Below are 14,700 nucleotides of genomic sequence, written 5' to 3' on the forward strand. Positions count from 1 at the left end.
GTACGCCAAAGACTTTTTCTTCACACCGTTCGTCCGCTCCAATCCGGCGGTACGTCCGCCTGACTGGAAACAGCTTATCCCATACCCGCCGCTATTCCGCAATTACCGTTATGAAACGGGCTTTTTCTTCCCCGCCGCAGCGCTGCCCGTGGGGGATTGTGGGGTTGAAATAGATGGAATCTCCCGCTGTCAAGGTGAATTCCTTGTCGCCGATGCAAACTACCACCGTGCCTTCCAAAACCATATTAAATTCCTGGCCTGTATGGGTAATCAGCTTTGCAGGCGTATCTGTGGGCTCCAGGGTCACCAGCAGCGGCTGCATCACTTTATCGGCATACCGGTAGGCCAAATCCTCAAAGTGGTATTCCGGGTTCCGGTTGACCACCCGGCCATGGCCCCTCTTGACAATGTGATAGGTGTCCAGGCGGGCGGGAGTACCGGTGACAATCTCAGCGAAGTCCACGCCGAACTTGTTCGCCACCTCATAGATGACGCTGATGGGGATATCCCTGCCGTTCTGTTCATAGGAACGGTATACTTCCGGGCTTACGTTCAATTCGGCGGCCAGCTGCTCCACAGTATAATCGCTGGTTTCCCGCAATTCTCGCAGTCTAGCGCCGATCTCATTGATCTCACACATATCGCCTGACTCCTTTTCTGAATAATTTCGATATAAAGGAGATTATATCACTTTAAATCGGTATTAGTCAATCGAAGAGCTGTCATCTCTGTGTCTTATACAGTTTTTTTGTAGTCCCAGAAAATTATATTTGTCATATTTTCTCATTTTGGAAATAAAGCAGAGGTCTGAAACGAAAAACGGCGCACCGCCAGTTTCCGCAGTGCGCCTAATCCCTTTATCGTGCAGCTCTCACGCCCATTATCCTTCCCCTGCCAAATGGGGCTTCCGGCATGCCAATCGATCCTATTCCTCATCGCCGGCAAGCACAGCCATGGCATTTTCCACTTCCTTCTGCGTCTGCTCCGCATCGAGATAATCGGAGGAGTAGAGAATCACACCGCTGCATTGCACCTCCCGTGCCGCTTCAATCTGCCGGCTGATAATGTCGCTGTCCATCTGCCAGGTTCCCTCGTCCGCATCGCTGCCTGCTTTGTAAAGGGCCAGGCCCGCATATACCTTCAAGCCTTCATGCTTTGGCAGGGCCATCCATTCTTTCAAAGCCTCTGAATAACCCAGCGCCTTGTTTTCAAAGCTATAATAGAGCTGAGGACAGATGTAATCCACATAGCCTTGAACCGCACACCAACTTTTTACATCCGCGCCCATAGCCTCATCGTTTTGAATATTCCCCTGAGGAGAAATTCCAAATACCGTGCCGGAATTTGCCTGTTTGACCTTTTCATAGACCTCAGCCACCAAAGCGCTCACATTTGTCCGGCGCCACTCCTCCAGTGTGAGGGGTGTTTCCACTGTCTGTGCGTACAGCTGGTAAGCTTCCGCATCTAGGGATTCCTCCTGGCTGGGATAAAAATAGTCATCGAAGTGGATGCCGTCCACTTCATAGCGCTCCACGATTTCTGCAGCTCCGTCGGCAATCAGGGTACGGATATATGGATAAGCGGGATTGAGATAAACTCCGCCTTCATATTCCATAAAGTAATACGGGGAATCTTCCCGCAGGGAGAGATAAGGGTTGTCAGGTGACAGCGTGGCAGGCGTTTCTGCAGTCTTTATCCGCAGCGGATTGATCCACGCGTGAAACTCCATTCCGTTCTTATGGGAATATTCCACCATAAATTGGAGCGGGTCGTATCCCGGGTCCTTTCCCTGTTCCCCTGTCAACAAATGGGACCAGGGGTAGCGCTCTGAGGGGTATAGGGCGTCGCAAAATGGCCGGACATGAACAAACAGGGTGTTGATCCCTTTTTCTTTCGCAGTATCCGCAATCCGTCGAAAATTGTCCTCAAAAGCCTCTTGAGTGTGCTCCTGAGTCGTGAGGGACATATAGGGGACCCAGACTCCTGCCATTTCCTGTTTTTCCTGCTGCAGGGGAGGGGTCAGGGTGTGCTCTGCCGGAGCAGGGGACGCGCTGTTTTCCCCGCTTGATGAGGAGATGGAAGACGCGCCTTTTCCCTGCTGCATTCCGCCAAACAGCCATACTCCTCCTACCGTCATCACCAGAGCAAGCCATAAAAAGACATAGCAGTATTTTCTAAAATTGAACTTTCCCATAGGCGTTCCTTTCCGTTGACAGCTCTTTTATTTTCAGGTATCATTTGATAATACCTATGCGCCTTGCTTTGCGTGAATACCTGAAATGGACAGGTTTTCACACAAGTGTAGACAGCAGCTTTTTCTGCAGGCCTGCCGCCAGATGCCGGTTCCCGGTTACAGGCCCGTGACAGACACACTGAAAGAAGGGGGACAACCCATGCCTTTCCATTTATCAGAAACGCTTCTGCTGGGATTTCTGCTGGCTATGAACCTCCTTTCCTTCTGCTTGATGGGACTGGACAAACGCCGGGCAGTGAAAGGACAGTGGAGAATATCCGAGCGGGCGCTTCTGCTCTTCGGCTTTTTTGGCGGAAGCTTGGGCGGGCTGTTGGGAATGTTCTTGTTCCGTCATAAGACGAAGCACCGCAAATTTACAGTGTTGATGCCACTGTTCCTGGCTTTCCACATAGCTCTGCTGTGCCTGCCGCCTTTGGCTGGGTGCTTTCAGGGCGGAATATCATAAGCCCGTTCGCTCTCAAGCCCGCCGCCGTTCCCGGCACGCTGTTGAACCGGCTTTCCACCCTGTTTCTTGGTCCAGCCTGACTTTTGTAACAGACAAAGGTTAAACTGGGCACTTTCTGTATCTGCACGGCCCATCTCCGGCTATTGCCTGGCTGCAATCTTTTGATTTCCCCTCTTTTCACCCCATGAAAATACCGTTGGAAAGGAGTGACTCCTATGAAGCCCTACGACGTTCTCCTGTTTGACCTGGACTACACCCTGCTGGATTTCGACGCGGATATGCTCATGGCTTTTGAGCAGCTGTACCGGCACTGCGGGTTCGACAAGCTCATCCCCTATACTCCCGCTATGCTGGAGCTCTACGAAAAGCACAACAACAAGTGGTGGGAACGATTTGAGGCCGGTCAGTGTGCAAAATCCCAGTTGTTTCTGGGCCGTTTCGCCGATTTTCTTGCTGAGACCGGTTTTTCCGGAAACCCGGCCCAAATGAATGAGGATTACTTCGCGTTCCTGGGCCAAGGAGGCGTGCTCTATCCCGGTGCAGAGGAAATGCTCCGACTGCTTTCCAGTGAATATCCCCTCTATATCATCACCAATGGGAACGCGGGCACGGCCAACACCCGCATCGGTCATTCCGGAATAGGCAGCTACATCAAAGACTATTTCGTATCCGAGGCTGTGGGCGCGGCCAAGCCTGACCCGCTGTATTTTGAGTATGTCTTCTCCCACATTCCCGGTTTCCAGAAGGAACGGGCCGTCGTGATTGGGGATTCTCTGGCCTCTGACATTCAGGGCGCGCAAAATGCCGGGCTGGACAGTATCTGGTACCATCCCGACGGTTCCTGGAAAAATCCCGTCTCCGTGCCTTACACCTATGAAGCGAAAAACTACGGGGACATTCTCCGTATTCTGCTGCCCTGAGGAACCCTTGAAGAAAGGAAGCTACCGCTCATGAAACGCTATCAATTCCTGCTGTTTGACGCCGACGGCACCCTTCTGGATTTTGAAACAGCCTGTGCCCATGCTTTCCAACGCACTTATTTCGCCCAAGGGTTGGATTTACAAAAGCCCTATTCAGCTCAGCTTTTGGAATCCTACCGGAAGAACAATGAAAACTGGTGGGGCAAGCTGGAACGCGGCGAATGTACAAGACCTCAGCTGTATTTGGGCCGGTTTGCCGATTTTCTGCAGGAAAACGGGCTTTCCGGGGACCCGCAGGCGCTGCATGAAGCCTACTTCCCGCTGCTGGGAGAGGGTGGGGATTTGCTGCCCGGTGCGGAGGAGCTGGTTAAGCGGCTGAAGGCCGCCGGATATTTTCTTTACCTGATCACAAACGGCAAAGCCAGTACCCAGCGCACCAGACTGGAGCGTTCCGGCCTGCAGCCCTATTTTGAGGACTGCTTCATTTCAGAGGATACCGGGTTTGCCAAACCGGACATCCGCTTTTTTGATTATGTCTTTTCCCGCATTCCCGGTTTTTCTGCTAAAAGAGGCCTGGTCATCGGAGATTCTCTCTCCTCTGACATCCAGGGGGCTGCCAACGCCGGCCTCGACAGCATCTGGTACGCGCCTTCGGTTGCGGAAAACAAAAACAAGGTCCCCTACACCCTTCTGGCGCGCAGTTATGAAGAAATTTTGAGGTTTCTCTGCAATGAATAAAATTTTTCTGGTGGAAGACGATCCCGTCATCTCCAAAGCGGTTGTAAACCATCTCACTATGTGGGGTTACGAAATAAAGGCCGCCGTGGACTTTGGCCGGGTGCTGGAGGAATTTCTGGCCTTTGATCCTCAGCTGGTCCTGCTGGATATCGGGCTTCCACATTACAACGGATATCACTGGTGCGAGGAAATTCGCAGGCGTTCCAAGGTGCCGGTGGTATTTCTCTCCTCCGCCTCGGACAATATGAATATCATCACCGCTATGAATCTGGGCGGGGATGACTTTATTGCCAAACCTTTTGATCTGTCGGTACTGACCGCCAAGGTGCAGGCTGTGCTTCGTCGGGCCTATTCCTTCCAGAACAGCATTAATTTTATTGAACACGGCGGCGTCATGCTGAATTTAAGCGACGCCTCCCTCACCTTTCAGGACAGAAAGCTGGATCTGACAAAAAACGACTTTAAAATACTTCAGATTCTGATGGAAAACGCGGGCCACGTCGTCAGCCGCAGCGACATTATGACCCGGCTTTGGGAAAGCGACAGTTTTATCGATGACAATACGCTGACAGTAAATATGACGAGGTTACGAAAGAAGCTGGAGGAAGCTGGGATGCGCGATTTTGTTGTGACAAAAAAGGGACTCGGCTACCTGATTCCCTGACGGAGAAATCCTATGAAAATTGTGAAACGTTATGTGAAGGATCACCGGAAACTGCTGTTTGCCCTCTGCATGCTGTTTGCCGTGGCAGCGCTGGTGTTTTATCTTTATTCCCTCCCGCTGGAGGCTGTGCTTTACACCGCCGCCGTTTCTCTTGTCCTGGCGCTGATCTTCTTTATACTGCCTGACTTTCTCGCCTATCTGCGCCGGTACCGCATACTGGAGGAATGGAAAGAAAACCTGCTCACTGCCTGGGAAGTCCCCAGCTTTGAGGGAACCCTTTCGGAAGAACAGCTGGTTGAACTCTGTTCGGAACTTTGCCGAAAGCTGAGGGAGGTTGAGACACAGTGGGACACAAAGCAGAACGATATGCTGGAATATTATACCCTTTGGGTACACCAGATCAAAACTCCTCTGGCAGCCATGCGGCTGATTCTGCAGTCCCATCCCGTGGAGACCGGTGAAGTTCTGAAGCAAGAATTATTCAAAGTGGAACGGTATGTGGAAATGGTGCTGGGCTATCTCCGCCTGGAAACTATGAGCTCTGACTTGAGGCTGGAGCTTCTCCCCGTTCGGGAGGTTGTGAAGCAGGCGGTCAAAAAATTCGCTCCTCTGTTTATCTACCAAAAACTCTCTCTGGATCTGAAGGAGTTTGAAAACCGGGTGATCACCGACGAAAAATGGCTTCTTTTCGTGTTGGAGCAGCTTCTCTCCAACGCCCTGAAATATACCAAACAGGGCGGCGTGACCATATGGATGGATCAGGACGACGTGCTCTATCTGCGGGACACCGGAGCCGGTATCTCTCCGGAAGACCTGCCCCGTGTGTTTGAACGGGGCTTTACCGGTTATAACGGCAGAAGGGAAAAGACATCTACCGGCCTGGGGTTGTACCTCTCTAAAGTTATCCTGGATAAACTGCAGAATCGCATCGAAATCGACTCTGAACCCGGAAACGGCACAGAAGTACGGCTCTACCTGCACAGGCCGAAACTGGGCAGGGAATAGCATCCTTGCCACACGTTGACGCCGTTTCTTCTACATGTTATACTTTTAACATTATCAGCAATTTTAAAGGCAGTGGAACAATGGAAGAACCTTACAGTATTGATGTGGAACAGGCTGTGGAGGAGCATGCCGATATGGTATACCGTCTGGCCCTGCTGAAAACAGGCCAGCCTGCCGATGCAGACGATGTATTCAGCGAAGTGTTCCTGCGGTTGGTCAAATATCGGCACAAAATCAAATCAGCCGAACATCTGAAAGCCTGGCTGCTGCGGGTCACAATCAATTGCTGTCACAGGCATCAAAGCAGCGCCTGGCGCCGGAAGGTTTTCTCCATGGAGACTTATGGCCGGGAAGAGCCTGAACAGCTGCAGGCATTCCCTTCCGAAAGTCCTGTTTTCCAAGCAGTTCAGGCTCTTCCCCAGGCGTACAGGGACGTGGTGCAGCTCTATTATTTTGAACAGTATACTGTCAGGGAAACCGCCTCTATTTTGGGGAGGCCGGAAGGTACAGTTAAATCCCTGCTCTCCCGCGCCCGGGGGCAGTTGAAGGATTTTCTGCAGGAATAAAGCAGGAAGCGGAGGACTTAACGTCCTCCGCTTCCTGCTTTATTGTCACCAGATCCCATTGGTGAACCATGGGGGCAGATAAACCGCCTGGGACAGGATATTCACTACCTTAATCAGCAGGCCGATTACAGAGATGACAATCCCGGCCACGGCAAGCCCCTTGGTTCTGTCCCTCCGGTACCCAAGGACGGAGGTGACAAGCCCCAGAGGAAGCAGCAGCACACTGCCCCAAAAACAGCCCATGACGGCTGAAGTAAAACCCAGCACCGTGCAGAGGTCAGCCTGGGTAAAGGGCTTCTGCTTGCGGAAGGATAAGGGACCGGGATACCGCTGCACAGGCATCATCTGCGGAGCAGGGGGAACAGACGGCATTGACGGCTGTTCCGGCTGAGGCCCGGGTGTGGACGGCGTTCTGGTAAGATCCGCTCCACAGATCCGGCAGACTGGTCCCTCCTCCTGCCAACAGGTTCCGCATCGATAACATTGTTTCAATCTGAATCTCTCCTTTCCAAGAGGATAGACGGGGCAGTTCAGCAGCGGACCGCCCTGCATTTGGATAAACTGTTCAAACTTGCTCCAGGTAGATTACCCCCATCCAAAAGTATCCGCTCAGGCTTACATCATCCTCCATCAGCCGATAAACCTCCTGGGCGATCTGCTGAAAGCTTCCGTCCGTCAAATCATATTCCGTGCGCAGCGTAGCTTTGCCTTCCGCCTTCAATTCGGAGGCCAGCTCCTGGGCAATGGCATTCACCGGGAAAAATTTGTCGCTGATATGATAGTATTCCCTGCTGTCCTCACTCCCCAGAGCATAATTGGGAATCACACTGTCCAGCACATACTGCTTATCCTCCACCAGGGTCAGGCGGCTGGCTGTTCCGGGGATATTCAACAGGGCGTTGAAAAGTTCTTCGTTGTCGTTGTTGGTGGAATCCACCACCTCCCATGTCCCGTCGAGCTTCACCTTATTCCAGGCATGAGACATGGTGCCTTCCAGCATGCCGGTAACCACAATGCTCTCCAGCCCGGCAGAATCAGCCAGCAGCTTAAAGGCCGCTGCATAGCCGGCACAGACGCATTTTCCTTTGAGCAGGGCTCCATAGGCGGTAAAGGAATCGTTGAACTCCGGGTCGGTCTTCGCATAATTGTACTGCTCCGCATTCTCCAATGCAGCCATATCGTATTCAATGGTATCGCATAGATAGCTGTTGATTGCCAGTTCCCTTTCCAGGTCTGTCATTCCGGGAGTGATGATCTCCGCCGTGACCTCGCTTACCTTTGCCTTGATCTCCTGCTGCTTTTTCGCTGCTTCGGCAGCATCCTCCTCATAGGTGATCTTCAGCTTGGTGGCATCCTTATTGATCCGGTATCCCTGCAGGCCCAGGATCAGCGGGTTCTGGTAATATGCCTCCAGCAGAGCGTCTGCCACCAGGTCCGCATCACCGCTGCCCGGGACCCCTGTCAGATCGATAAGCCCGGTCCGACCCAGCATGCAGCGCGCCAAGTATTCGCTGAGCGTACTGTTGGCCGTAACGGTTTCACCGGAAAATTCCCGAACCTGTTCTGCGGCCCCCTCCAGGTCTCCGGCTTCTCCCGTAACCTCTGTACTGCCGGAACGCTGGCGCAGGCTTTCCTGACGCTCCCGCAGCGTCTTCATATCCTGCTCTATCGTACTTTTGTCGTAATCCACTACTTCGAGCACATATTCGAACGGAGCGCCCTCCACCGTATAGGGAATCTGAAGTACATCAAGATCCTCCCCGCTGACATATTCGCCGGTTTCCTCATCGATATTCAAATAGCGGTTGGTCTCCACCCTGGCGCTGTCCACCTCATAATTGATCAGTTTCCGGGCAGTAGTACCATCACACATGGTCACCCATACATGGCTGGGCGCCAGGCCGATATCCGCACAATCATTGGTAAAGCCATTCTTTTTGGAAATGGCAGCTGCCTCCGCATAGGGCAGATTGGGGGCAAGTTCCTCCGCCTCATACAGATTGCTGAACACAGACGTACCGTCCTGGCCCAGAGCAATCACACCAAAGCTGTAATTGTTTGAACTGTCGGCAACCGCTTTTCCTTCGGTGAGCCCTTCCTTTTCATAAACGCGGTCAGCCGCCCAGTCATCCTCAGAATAACGGAACTGGCGGAAATCGCTGTTCACCTGAGAGTAGCTGGAAAAAGTAGGCGCCTCCGATCTCCAGAAGGTCTCCCCTGTCATGGCAATAGGGGTCACTCCGCCGGAATATCCTCCATCTGCGTCCCTGGATATTTTAAACACCACATAAGCCTGGGCCCCCTTCACCGCATTCCAGCGAAAACCTGCCAGCCCTGTTTCTGTCGGCTGAAACACAATTCTGGGCGCTTCCAGTTCTCCCTGCGTGGTGACGATCCTCACCACAGGCTTCTCCAGCTTCTTCCCGGTTTGATCATCCACATACTGAACCAGATAAAATTTACCCACATTGCCCCAGTCCTCATAGGCGCCTTTTGAGAAAAGAGAGATCGTGTCATGAGGGTATTCCCTGACCTCTTCCGTGGTCAATGAGCTGACATAAATGCCGCCCACGCTGTACGGCCCAGGCTTCAGAGTCAGTTTCCCGGCCGCTTCATCATAGTCATACCGAAAATCCACAGCCTGTGTGAGTTCAGCGTCCCAGAACAGGTTTGCCACCTCACTGTACTTCTCCATGCCGGACTTCTTCAGGTCAAACCCCAATTTCAGATCCAGCGTTCCATTCCGCGCAAGTCCGGAAATTGGCTCTCCGTACTCCACCTTACCTTCCTGGCCGCCATATTTCTTTTCCAGCTCTGTCAGGAGTTCCTCCTGTGTGATATAGCTGCCATTTGCTTTGACGCCGTCTGCCGCAGCAGCGCTTGACACCGCTGTTCCGCCGGAGGAGCTCCCCTCCTGTGGGCTGCGTTCCGGCGTTCCGGCGCATCCGCTGAGCAGCAGGGCCGCCGTCAGAAGCAATGCCAGGCAGGAAATACCCCTTGTGTGTTTCTTTCCCATTTTAATTCCTTTCTATGTTCCCAGGGCCACAAGCCCTCCAAACATTCACCCATTCTTCTGCTGGCTTTCCGCCAGACGTGCCACAACCTCTGCAAATGCTTGCTCCTTCAACTGGTCTGTTTCCAGGAGCCACTGGTTTCCTGCAAGTTCGAATCCGGCCAGCAGACATTCACCAGTCCCCTCACGGGCCAGATAAACCCGGAGTCCCGCCAACTGCTGCGGCGCTGTAGCAGTGAGCTCCTGCGGCAGGAGCTCCTCCCCCCTGGCTACCGCCACACGGCAGTTTTCATACAGGAAAGTAGCCCGTCCCGACTCCACCTCCCCGTTTAGGGAACGGACAAGATAAGCGGAAAAATCCTCTCCCTCCAGGGAAGCTGCAGCCGTTTCAAACGCCTGGTCAAATTCTTCCGCGCTCACATTTCTATGCTGGGGATCCAGAAGCCCGAACTGGGGAGACAGGCTGTTCTGATCCAGTTCCTCTGAAATTACGGCGAAGGCCGGTTCTTTTCCCCTGAGCCAGAACATCGATACCAGCACAATCAGCACCAAAGCGGCGGCAAGAGCAGCGGCCTGCCGGAGAGGAAAGAAAACCAACGTTTTTCTTCCGGCCTTCTGAGTCTGCCCCCCGGCTTCCCGGACCTCCCGTTTGGTGCGGTCAATCAGTTCCCGGGGGGCATGGATCTGTTCCATTTCTCTCTGGTATTTTTTATTCATACCGCTCTATGTTTTAAGACCGCTTCACGGAGGCAAATAAGGTTTCCAGCGCCTGCGCAGCGGGAAGATCCGCTTCTGTGTCCAAAGACATCATGACCGACATATAACCCTCTTCGTCAAAAATAAAGTAAGCATTGATTTTAGTACCGTCGCTTCCCATGCTCATCTTGATCGCCATTCCAAAGGGAGATTTTTCACAGACCTTAAATTCCATATCTCCGGAGAAATCTTCTCCAACAGAGGACTCCATATAGCTTTGAAGAAGGGCTTCCAAAATCTCAGGGTTTTCTGAAAACATGCTGAGATCAGAGGAGGTCGCTCCGTTATACTGCTGCATGACCATGATTGCGCAGCCGGAAAAAACGGAATCCCCATCCGGCGCGAAGACAGCTTCTCCCTCTTCCTGCATTTCCCAGCCGGCAGGCAGACTGAAGGTGATGTTGGAGACGGTAAAGGTACCGTCGGCATTTTTAACTGCCGAAGTATCCGCTTCCAGTCCGGCAGAAGCGGGAGCGGACGATGAAGATTCGATTCCCTCCTCCTTTTCATTGGATACTTTGGTTTCGCTCAGTTTCTTTTCTGCTGCGGCAGAATCCCATTCAGGGCGGAATCCGTAAAAACTCTCGATTTCGTCCAGAAGTTCCGGCAGCTTTCCGGTAGCCTCAATAGAACTGATCTCCGCAGAAACCAGCACCTTCAATCCGCTTTCCAGCTGCTTGACAAAATACGTACAGAAATAGGCGGCAGGTTTTTCCTCCACGATATCATACTTGCAATAGCTTACGACTGCCTGAGCGCTGTTCGATGCCTTATCTTCCACAGCCTTTCCCACCTCAAGCCCCGCAAAGTCCATATAGTCCGGGTTGTATTCCAACTCCAGATAATAATCCAGATTTTCTGCCAAGGTGTAATCGTCTTCCTCATACTGGAAATAGGGCTGAATATCCACTGTAAATTCCATTCCCATTTTTTCCACATAGGCCCTGGTCCTCTGAACCGAGGCGTAATCACTCTTGGGAAGGTATACCACGACGCTTTCGTTCTCCATCTTCTGGGTTTCTTCATTTTTCTTGGATTCTGTCGCCAGAGTTTCCGGGTAAAGATACTGGAACCCGTCATATTCTGTATCCGCATTGCCCAATGTGGGAGTCTCTGGCGTTTTGACGACTTCGCTCGCCACAGAAGCAGCAGAGGAAGTAGACGAGGAGGGCTTTTGCCCCGCATCCTTACATGCCGTAACACTGAAAGCCAGAGCGGCTGCCAAAACCATGCCCGCTGTCTTTCTTATCATACTGTTCATACCCATTCTCCTTTTGTATGTTGTTTTTTACCCTTGACGGGTGCTTCTACAGATAACACTCCATGAAGGCGAAATCGGTTGCAAAAAAATAAAATAATTTTCTAATCCTTCTAAAAAGCCCTGTCTTCCTCTCCTGAAACTTCGGAAAACCGGAGAGCTGCAGCTTACAAAAATGTAAGGTTAAAAGAAGTTTTGTAAGGCGGGCTTATGGATTTTGTAAGAAACAGAGCCTATACTTTTGACAGAAACAAAAAAACAATTCCAGTCGTCAAAGGAGAGAGAAAAAGATGGCGCTTTTGAGCGTAAACAATCTGAAAAAGGTGTATACCTCCCGGCTTGGCGGGACTCAGGTAAAGGCACTTTCCAGCGTAAGCTTCACAGTGGAAAAGGGAGAATTCGTGGCAATCATGGGCGAATCCGGCTCCGGCAAGACCACCCTGCTGAACATCCTTGCGGGGCTGGATAAACCCACAGGCGGCGAAGTGTTTCTGAACATGCGCAACATCGTCACGCTGGGGGAAAAGGAGATGTCCGCCTTCCGCCGCGACAACCTGGGCTTCGTGTTCCAGGACTTCAATCTGCTGGACACCTTCTCTGCACAGGACAACATTTTTCTGCCGCTGGTGCTGGCAGGGAAAAAATACGGCGAAATGAAGAACCGCCTGGATCCCATCGCCCAAAAGCTGGGCATCACGGACATCCTGCAGAAATACCCTTACGAAATTTCCGGCGGCCAGAAGCAGCGCACGGCCATCGCCCGGGCTATCATCACACAGCCCCAGCTCATCCTGGCCGACGAGCCCACCGGCGCGCTGGATTCCCGCTCCTCCGACCAGATCATGAATATTTTCTCCGAAATTAACCAGGACGGCCAGACCGTTCTGATGGTCACCCATTCCACACGCGCCGCAAGCTGTGCCAGCCGTGTGCTGTTTATCAAGGACGGCGAGGTCTTCCACCAGATTTACCGTGGCGGCCAGAGCCAGGATGAGATGTACCAGAAGATTTCCGACACGCTCACCGTACTGGCCACCGGGAATGCGGAAAGGGGCGTTACAGCAAATGGCTAACAGAAGCAGAGGCTTTTACTGGAAGCTGGCGCTGACGAACCTGCGCAATAACCGCCGCGTCTACCTTCCCTACATTTTATCCTCCATCGGCATCGCCATGATGTTCTACATCATGTGCGCCCTGGGTCCCGGAATCGACCAGGAAAACATGTACGGCGGAGCAAGCGTCTCCAGCATGATGTTCCTGGGTTCCATCGTCATCGGAATATTCTCCGTGCTGTTTCTCTTTTATACCAACAGCTTTATTATGAAACGGCGCAAAAAAGAATTGGGGTTATACAACATTCTGGGCATGGAAAAGCGCCATATCGCCAAGGTGATCCTGCGGGAGACTTTGATGGTGGCCGTGCTCTGTATCGTTCTGGGACTCGGCCTGGGAATTTTGTTTTCCAAATTGATGTTCCTGGTGCTGGGCAAAGTACTGGGTCTGGAGCTTCCCATCGCCTTTATCGTTCCCTCCTCCGCTGTTATCTCCACGGTGGCGCTGTTCTTCTGCATCTTCTTTGCCACCATGCTCTACAATATTCTTCAGGTCCGGCTTGCAAAGCCCATCGAGCTGCTCCACGGCGGCGAGACTGGTGAAAAGGAACCCAAAGCCCACTGGCTGCTGGCAGTCCTGGGCGCGCTCCTGTTGGGTAGCGGTTACTACATCGCCGTCACCATCACTTCGCCCCTTGACGCCCTGATGTTCTTCTTCATAGCGGTCATTCTTGTCATTTTAGGCACTTATCTGTTGTTTATGACCGGTATCACAGCCATGCTGAAAATCCTGAAGAAAAACAAGAAATTCTACTATAAAGCCACCCACTTCACCACCGTGTCAGGCATGCTTTACCGCATGAAGCAGAACGCGGCCGGCCTGGCGTCCATCTGTATCCTCTTTACCGCTCTGTTGGTGACAGTTTCCACCACCTTTTCCCTGTATACCAGCATGGACGACCTCATCCGCACCCGCTACCCCCGCAACATCCTCATCCTCTCCCGCGGCGCCAACGACGCAGCCAAGGAGGCCATTCAGACTATCGCAGAGGAAGAGTGCGAAAAGGTGGGTAAGGAACCCCTTCAGCTTTTGGAGCGTTCCTATTGGAACTGCTCCATGAACCGGATCGGTAACGATTTTACGCCCCTGGAAGGCGCGTACATGTACGATAGTTCCGGCAGCTACAGCACATTTACGCTCTTTACCCTGGAGGAATTCAACCGTTTCTCCGGACAGAACGAGACCCTGGGGGACAATGAGCTGCTGCTCTCCGACCCCCGAGGCACCTTCCCCGCAGACAATTCCATCACAATCAGCGGAAGGGAATTCTCCATCCGCCGCACAGACTACAATATGGACGACGGCGAGGGATCCGCCATGATTTACGACATCTACTACGTGGTGGTTCCCAATATGGAAACGGTGGAATTCATCCTGGAACCCACAGGGAACGTGCTGGATCCCCTTTATTCCTATGATTTTGACATCGACGGCGAACAGGAAGACATCGCCGCGCTGGGTTCCGCCATTCGGTATCGTTTCAGCGAGGCGTTCCCCATGGAAGGCGTGGAATTCGACTCGTTGCAAGCGGAGGACTCCGCCAGCTCCTATGAAGACTTTTTCTCCCTTTACGGCGGCCTGTTCTTCCTGGGGCTGTTCCTGGGCTTCCTGTTCCTGCTGGGCACCGCGCTGATCATCTACTACAAACAGGTTTCCGAAGGCTATGAAGACGCTAGGCGCTTCTCCATCATGCAGAAGGTGGGTATGAGCCATAAGGAAGTGAAAAAGAGCATCCACAGCCAGATTCTGCTGGTGTTTTTCCTGCCCCTGCTCACTGCAGTGCTGCATCTGGCCTTTGCATTCCCCATGCTGCAGAAGATCCTGGCAGTACTGAATCTGGTGAACGTACAGCTTATCCTGCTTTCCACTTTGGGCTGCGTTATCGTATTTGCCATTGCCTATGCCATTATCTACGCCATCACCGCAAAAACCTACTACAAAATCGTTGAATCTGCGGCAGATTGACTC

General features: G+C 52.4%; 14 protein-coding genes. 8 read left to right on the top strand and 6 right to left on the bottom strand.

Features of this window, described 5'->3' with window-relative positions; genetic code table 11:
• Positions 1-91: 91 nt before the first annotated feature.
• Together BN3911_RS06185 and BN3911_RS06190 are read right to left on the bottom strand one after the other, a co-directional pair.
• Positions 92-640 (bottom strand): helix-turn-helix domain-containing protein, encoded by a 549-nt coding sequence (locus BN3911_RS06185; protein WP_066862835.1) that lies wholly within the window; start codon positions 638-640, stop codon positions 92-94.
• A 285-nt stretch (positions 641-925) separates the two neighbouring features.
• The gene (locus BN3911_RS06190) at positions 926-2,194 is read right to left on the bottom strand and encodes a glycoside hydrolase family 10-like protein (RefSeq protein ID WP_066862837.1); all 1,269 of its coding nucleotides are present in this window, start codon (positions 2,192-2,194) and stop codon (positions 926-928) included.
• 199 nt (positions 2,195-2,393) lie between these two features.
• Between BN3911_RS06190 and BN3911_RS06195 the strand changes: the two genes are divergently transcribed.
• The 6 genes from BN3911_RS06195 (at position 2,394) to BN3911_RS06220 (ending at position 6,592) form a co-directional block, all read left to right on the top strand.
• Positions 2,394-2,699, top strand: a complete 306-nt coding sequence (locus tag BN3911_RS06195) for a DUF1294 domain-containing protein (protein WP_066862840.1) — start codon at positions 2,394-2,396, stop codon at positions 2,697-2,699.
• 215 nt (positions 2,700-2,914) lie between these two features.
• Positions 2,915-3,619, top strand: coding sequence for a YjjG family noncanonical pyrimidine nucleotidase (locus BN3911_RS06200; RefSeq protein ID WP_066862842.1), 705 nt, complete (start codon positions 2,915-2,917; stop codon positions 3,617-3,619).
• 30 nt (positions 3,620-3,649) lie between these two features.
• The gene (locus BN3911_RS06205) at positions 3,650-4,357 is read left to right on the top strand and encodes a YjjG family noncanonical pyrimidine nucleotidase (protein WP_066862845.1); all 708 of its coding nucleotides are present in this window, start codon (positions 3,650-3,652) and stop codon (positions 4,355-4,357) included.
• Positions 4,350-5,021, top strand: a complete 672-nt coding sequence (locus BN3911_RS06210) for a response regulator transcription factor (protein ID WP_066862848.1) — start codon at positions 4,350-4,352, stop codon at positions 5,019-5,021. Before BN3911_RS06205 ends, BN3911_RS06210 begins: the two co-directional genes overlap by 8 nt.
• Before the next feature lie 12 nt (positions 5,022-5,033).
• A complete protein-coding gene (locus tag BN3911_RS06215; RefSeq protein WP_066862851.1) occupies positions 5,034-6,026 on the top strand; it encodes a sensor histidine kinase in 993 nt (330 codons plus the stop codon).
• A gap of 80 nt (positions 6,027-6,106) precedes the next feature.
• On the top strand, positions 6,107-6,592 hold the full coding sequence (locus BN3911_RS06220) for an RNA polymerase sigma factor (RefSeq protein ID WP_066862854.1): 486 nt from the start codon (positions 6,107-6,109) through the stop codon (positions 6,590-6,592).
• 45 nt (positions 6,593-6,637) lie between these two features.
• Here BN3911_RS06220 and BN3911_RS06225 read toward each other — a convergent pair whose 3' ends face one another.
• From BN3911_RS06225 to BN3911_RS06240, 4 genes are all read right to left on the bottom strand, one after another.
• On the bottom strand, positions 6,638-7,084 hold the full coding sequence (locus tag BN3911_RS06225) for a DUF4190 domain-containing protein (protein WP_147578537.1): 447 nt from the start codon (positions 7,082-7,084) through the stop codon (positions 6,638-6,640).
• Between the two features lie 73 nt (positions 7,085-7,157).
• On the bottom strand, positions 7,158-9,608 hold the full coding sequence (locus BN3911_RS06230) for a transglutaminase domain-containing protein (RefSeq protein WP_066862860.1): 2,451 nt from the start codon (positions 9,606-9,608) through the stop codon (positions 7,158-7,160).
• A 45-nt stretch (positions 9,609-9,653) separates the two neighbouring features.
• Entirely contained in the window at positions 9,654-10,322 is a 669-nt protein-coding gene (locus tag BN3911_RS06235; protein ID WP_066862865.1) for a hypothetical protein, read from the bottom strand.
• A 13-nt stretch (positions 10,323-10,335) separates the two neighbouring features.
• The gene (locus BN3911_RS06240; protein WP_066862867.1) at positions 10,336-11,622 is read right to left on the bottom strand and encodes a hypothetical protein; all 1,287 of its coding nucleotides are present in this window, start codon (positions 11,620-11,622) and stop codon (positions 10,336-10,338) included.
• Between the two features lie 287 nt (positions 11,623-11,909).
• On the opposite strand from BN3911_RS06240, the gene BN3911_RS06245 reads away from it, so the two are divergent.
• Together BN3911_RS06245 and BN3911_RS06250 are read left to right on the top strand one after the other, a co-directional pair.
• The gene (locus tag BN3911_RS06245) at positions 11,910-12,692 is read left to right on the top strand and encodes an ABC transporter ATP-binding protein (protein WP_066862870.1); all 783 of its coding nucleotides are present in this window, start codon (positions 11,910-11,912) and stop codon (positions 12,690-12,692) included.
• Complete coding sequence (locus tag BN3911_RS06250; protein ID WP_066862872.1) at positions 12,685-14,697, top strand: ABC transporter permease; 2,013 nt, start codon at positions 12,685-12,687, stop codon at positions 14,695-14,697. Before BN3911_RS06245 ends, BN3911_RS06250 begins: the two co-directional genes overlap by 8 nt.
• Positions 14,698-14,700 lie beyond the last annotated feature (3 nt).

It is taken from the genome of Neglectibacter timonensis (assembly GCF_900048895.1).
GTDB classification, from domain to species: Bacteria; Bacillota; Clostridia; order Oscillospirales; family Acutalibacteraceae; genus Acutalibacter; species Acutalibacter timonensis.

Coding starts and splice junctions, on each gene's coding strand:
- BN3911_RS06210 (WP_066862848.1), top strand. CDS start 4,350: ATGAATAAAATTTTTCTGGTGGAAGACGATCCCGTCATCTCCAAAGCG.
- BN3911_RS06195 (WP_066862840.1), top strand. CDS start 2,394: ATGCCTTTCCATTTATCAGAAACGCTTCTGCTGGGATTTCTGCTGGCT.
- BN3911_RS06220 (WP_066862854.1), top strand. CDS start 6,107: ATGGAAGAACCTTACAGTATTGATGTGGAACAGGCTGTGGAGGAGCAT.
- BN3911_RS06205 (WP_066862845.1), top strand. CDS start 3,650: ATGAAACGCTATCAATTCCTGCTGTTTGACGCCGACGGCACCCTTCTG.
- BN3911_RS06235 (WP_066862865.1), bottom strand. CDS start 10,322: ATGAATAAAAAATACCAGAGAGAAATGGAACAGATCCATGCCCCCCGG.
- BN3911_RS06250 (WP_066862872.1), top strand. CDS start 12,685: ATGGCTAACAGAAGCAGAGGCTTTTACTGGAAGCTGGCGCTGACGAAC.
- BN3911_RS06200 (WP_066862842.1), top strand. CDS start 2,915: ATGAAGCCCTACGACGTTCTCCTGTTTGACCTGGACTACACCCTGCTG.
- BN3911_RS06215 (WP_066862851.1), top strand. CDS start 5,034: ATGAAAATTGTGAAACGTTATGTGAAGGATCACCGGAAACTGCTGTTT.
- BN3911_RS06190 (WP_066862837.1), bottom strand. CDS start 2,194: ATGGGAAAGTTCAATTTTAGAAAATACTGCTATGTCTTTTTATGGCTT.
- BN3911_RS06245 (WP_066862870.1), top strand. CDS start 11,910: ATGGCGCTTTTGAGCGTAAACAATCTGAAAAAGGTGTATACCTCCCGG.
- BN3911_RS06185 (WP_066862835.1), bottom strand. CDS start 640: ATGTGTGAGATCAATGAGATCGGCGCTAGACTGCGAGAATTGCGGGAA.
- BN3911_RS06230 (WP_066862860.1), bottom strand. CDS start 9,608: ATGGGAAAGAAACACACAAGGGGTATTTCCTGCCTGGCATTGCTTCTG.
- BN3911_RS06240 (WP_066862867.1), bottom strand. CDS start 11,622: ATGAACAGTATGATAAGAAAGACAGCGGGCATGGTTTTGGCAGCCGCT.